General features: G+C 46.9%; 2 protein-coding genes. Both read left to right on the plus strand.

Annotated elements, in window-relative coordinates:
- Positions 1–3,376: GAF domain-containing protein (locus AC4II3_RS31105; RefSeq protein WP_490723008.1), on the plus strand; the 3,376-nt coding region annotated here is incomplete at its 5' end.
- Between the two features lie 126 nt (positions 3,377–3,502).
- On the plus strand, positions 3,503–5,195 hold a 1,693-nt coding region (locus AC4II3_RS31110), incomplete at its 3' end, for an Hpt domain-containing protein (protein WP_490723009.1).

A 5,195-nucleotide genomic window follows, 5' to 3' on the forward strand; every position in this document is an offset into this window, starting at 1 on the left:
TATACTGGCTCAGATGGGCCGACAATTTGGGGTTGGCCTCCAGCAAACGGAGTATATTGATCAACTGCGCGCAAAATCCAGCCAACTGTTAAAGGCTTCAGACCTAGAAAAATCAGCGGTCAGAGTCATCAACAAGATCCGGCAATCTCGGCAACTGGATACCATTTTCAAGACCACAACCATAGAAATCCGTAAGCTCCTGATGGCTGACCGGGTGGGTCTGTTTCGGTTTGACCCTGAGTCTGGCTATAACGATGGAGAGTTGGTGTCTGAAGATGTCGCCAATGAGTACGATGCCATGCTGGGTAAGAAGATTCACGACCATTGCTTTAGTGAAGAGTATTCCGCCCACTATGTCGAAGGGCAAGTACACACAGTTGCTGATATCTACAATGGGGACCTCAGTGATTGCTACATTGAGCTACTAGCTCAGTTTCAAGTCCGGGCTAACCTGGTGGTGCCATTGTGTAAAGGCACTGAACTGTGGGGATTGTTGTGCATTCACCAATGCAGTCAGCCCCGTCAATGGCAGGAGTATGAGATTGATTTTGTCAAGCAGATTGCCCTACACTTTGAAGTTGCTCTACAACAAACAGAGTACCTGGCCCAAGTAGAGGCCAAATCCACCCAGGTCGCTAAAACCGCACGGATCGAGCGAGGGGTAGTTAGAATCATCAACAAGATCGGTCAGTCTCGAAACCTCGATACCATTTTCAAGACAACTGCTATCGAAATTCGTAAGCTTCTTCAGGTTGACCGGGTGGGTGTATTTCGGTTTTACCCTAACTCTGGCTTTGATGATGGGGAATTGGTATCTGAGGATGTGGCATCAGGCTACGATGCCATGCTAGGAATCAAAGTTAACGACCACTGCTTTGGTGAACAGTATGCCCCTCACTACACCGAAGGACGAGTGCAAGCGGTTGCTGATGTGTACAATGCTGGACTGAGTGATTGCCATATTGAGCTGCTAGCTCAGTTCCAAGTCCGGGCTAATCTAGTTGTCCCCCTACTTCAAGGACCATTATTGTGGGGATTGTTGTGCATTCACCAATGCAGTCAGCCCCGTCAATGGCAGGAATATGAGATTGATTTTGCCAAGCAGATTGCCCTGCACTTTGGGGTAGCCCTACAGCAATTGAGCTACCTGGAGCAAGTGGAGACCAAGTCCCACCAGCTTGCCCAAGGTGCTGTGCGGGAGCGAGTAGTCGCAAGCCTTAGCAACAATTTGTCCCAGTCTCTAGATGTTTACAGTATCTTCGAGAGAATCACCAAAGAGTTACAGCAAGTGTTGGGAGCTGACCGGGTAGTGATCTATCGCTTTAACTCCGACTGGAGTGGTCAATTTGTGGCTGAATCCGTTGCCCCTGGCTGGCTTTCTTTGATCACTGAACAAGAAACAGACGACCGCCTGAAGGTGGATCTAACGGCTTCTGAGCGCTGCAACGTTACAGCCTTGACTGTTAATTCTCGTCATCATATTGATACATACTTACAAGACACCCAGGGTGGAGACTTCGCCCGAGGTGAACACTTCAAGAAGGTTGATGACATCTACACCATGGGTTTTGCTCCCTGCTACATCAACACTCTGGAAAAATTCCAAACCAAGGCATATCTGATTATGCCGATTTTTCAAGGTGACAAGCTCTGGGGGCTACTAGCCGCTTACCAAAATACCGGACCCCGTCAGTGGCTTGATACTGATGTCACCCTGATGCTCCAAATTAGTAATTCCTTGGGATTAGCCTTGCAGCGATCCCATTACCTAGATCAGGTGCGAGCCCAATCTACCCAACTCACCAAAGCGGCTCAAATCGCTCAGGGGGTAACCAAAATAGTCGGTAAGCTATTCCAGTCTCGGGATGCAAATACAATCTATGGTATCACAACCCAACAAGTCCGACAGCTGCTCAAATGCGATCGCGTAGCCGTCTATCAATTCAATCGAGATTGGACTGGTCAGTTTGTGGCTGAGGCAGTTACCACCGGTTGGTTGCCATGGGTGGGAGCCAATATGCAAGCCTTCTGGCCCGATACTTATCTACAAGACACCCAGGAAGGTCAGTATCGCAATCGTAAAAGCGTGGCAGTTGATGACATTTACACCTTTGGTTATTCTGACGATTATCTGGAAACCTTAGAGGAATATGAGGTTAAGGCTTATATGCTGGCACCGATTTTTATTGAAGGAACCTTATGGGGTTTACTGGGTACCTACCAAAATACTGGTCCTCGTAACTGGCAAGAGTTTGAACTCAACGCCCTGGCTCAAATTGGGGTGCAAGTAGGTGCAGCCCTGCAACAGGCTGAGTATCTCGCACAAATCCAAGACCAGTCTGAGCAGCTCACTAATTCAGCACAACGGGAGAAAGCCGACAAAGAAGCAGTACAGCGGGAGGTAATGCAGTTGCTCTCAGCCGTGCGACCAGCTCTAGAAGGAGACCTCACCGTCCGAGCTCCGGTCACCAACAATGAAGTCGGTACCATTGCTGATGCCTACAACAACACTTTACAAAGCCTGCGCCGGATCGTGACTCAAGTGCAACAAGCCTCCAGGAAAGTTGCCCAAACGTCTGTTGACAGGGAATCAAACATTGCGAAGCTCACAGCCCAAGCCCAGCAGCAATTTATGGCTCTTGGTCAAGCAACAGAGCACATCCAGACCATGGTTAATTCTACAGAAGCTGTCGGTCAGAGTGCTCAACAGGTGGAAGTGGCAGTCCAAACTGCTAACCAAACTCTCCAAGCAGGAGATGCAGCAATGAACCGTACTGTAGATGGAATTCTCGAAATCCGGGAAACAGTGGCCGAAACCAGCAAACGGCTCAAACGCCTCAGCGAATCGTCCCAAAAGGTTTCGAGGGTAGTAAACCTGATTAGCAACTTTACGAATCAGACCCAATTGCTAGCCTTGAATGCAGCCATTGAAGCCACCAGGGCCGGTGAGTACGGACGGGGTTTTGTCGTTGTTGCCGATGAAGTGCGTTCTCTAGCCCGTCAGTCAGCGGAAGCCACCACTGAGATTGAGCAGTTGGTGCAGGATATCCAGAAGAGTACCGCTGAGGTGTCTACAGCCATGGATAAAGGTATTCAACAGGTTGCCCAAGGAACTGCAATGGTACAAGATACCCGTCTAACTCTCAATGCCATTGTTGACGCCACCAGCCAAATCAGCCAGCTTGTAGAGGGTATTACCCAAGCCACCCAGGTACAGACCCAAGAGTTCCAATCCGTGACCACTACCATGACTGAAGTTGCAGGAATTGCCAACAAGACGTCTTCCGATGCCATGGAAATTTCTAAGTCTTTCCAAGAACTCCTCGCCATGGCGAAGAATCTTCAAGCCAGTGCTGACCAGTTTAAGGTTGAGTAGTCCTTTTGCTGACCAGTTCAAGGTTGAGTAGTCCTTTGTTAATGGAAAATTACAACTGTTAATTGTCAATTTTCCATTAGCAATTGGTAAGTTTAAAATGACTAATCACTAGCGTTTATCATAGTAATGATCTACACATTATTTTTTCCCGATTCCCGATTCCCGTTCCCCTCCTGGGAGGGGTTAGGGGTGGGTTCCGATTCCCTACTCCCTACTCCCTACTCCCTAAGAATAAAATACCTCACCCAATTGATAACTGCTCTAATGACTAATGACCCGAAAATTCGTGAGCAAAGCTATCGCTACTTTCTCCAGGAAGCACCGGAACTGCTGCAAGTCTTGGAAGAGGATTTGCTGAGTTTGTCAGAAAACTATAGCATCAATAAAGTCAACAACTTGATGCGGACTACCCATACCCTCAAAGGCGCAGCAGCTAGCATTGGTTTGGAAACAATTGCCACTGTGGCTCACTCCTTGGAGGATGTTTTCAAAGCTCTCTTTAACCCAGACTTGTACATTGATCCACAAATAGAAGCCTTACTGTTTCAAGCTTATGAGTGTCTCCGCCTACCTCTAACCGCTGAACTCACAGGGAGGCAAATCGATGACACCGAAATCAAGAATCGAACTGCTGCTGTTGTTGCCCAACTCCAAGAGAAGCTGGGAGACTGTTTTGATCTCGAATCCTATCTGCCCACCTCAGTAGAATTGGGCTTCGACGTCACCCAGTCCATTTTTGAAGTGGGGGTTAGTCAAGGGTTAGACTTAATCCAAGCTGCCCTAAATAGTGACAATCCCACTGAAATCAGCATCACAGTTCGCAACCAAGCAGAGGTTTTCTTGGGGTTAGGGGAATCCATTGATTTACCAGGATTTGCCGCTATTGCCAAAAATGCGATCGCAGCCCTAGACAACCATCCCGATCAGGTGCTCACCATTGCCAAGACCGCTTTGTGTGATTTCGTTGCAGCACAAGCAGCGGTGCTAGAAGGGGATAGGACTCAAGGCGGTCAACCTTCTATGGCTCTGCAACAACTAGCTGACCTGAAGTGTTCAACTCAAAATTCACAATTGACAATTCACAATCAATCTTCTATCTTCGGCAACGGAAAAGAACAAAAAGAAGCTGATACACAATACATTGTGATAGATAACTGGTCTTCCCTGGATTCATTCATCGAGTCATTCCCCAATCCCAAGTTGAGTAATAGTGACCCAAAACAAAACCTTAATCCGGTTGAGCCCAGAGTAGAAGAAGGAGAAGGTTTTGTTAATAATTATGATGATAACACTCAATGTAAATTATCCGATAATTATGAATTTATCACCCCTCTTGTAGAAGCAGAAATAATTTATTATCATAAACAGTATAAAGAAGATAATAAAAACAATACGAAAAAAAACGAAATACAAGATAACAAAAAAACATTATCTTCTTCTTCTTCATCTTCCTCTTCTTCCCCCCCTCCCCAATCCTCTCCTTCTTCCGTTACTCATCCAGAATCTAAAAGAAGGAAACAGTCCCACCTTGTGGAGATGATCTGGGGAGGGTCAACCCCACTAGATCATCCTCCCTCTGATCAAAGTAAAGAGTTGCAGAGGTCAGACCTTCAAGATATAGATGTCTGGGATAGAGAGATAGCGTCCCCTGAGCCAGAAGTCGCCACAGAAAAAAATTTTATTTTGCACAACATGGGGATGATTGATGCAGATAATGAAAAGAAACAAGAAGGACAAAAGCCCTCAGTTATCACAGACGAGATCATCCCGCCCATAGGCAATGCCAGAAATGCCCCTCTAAACTCTTCAATTCTCGCCA

The organism is Moorena sp. (assembly GCF_982860115.1).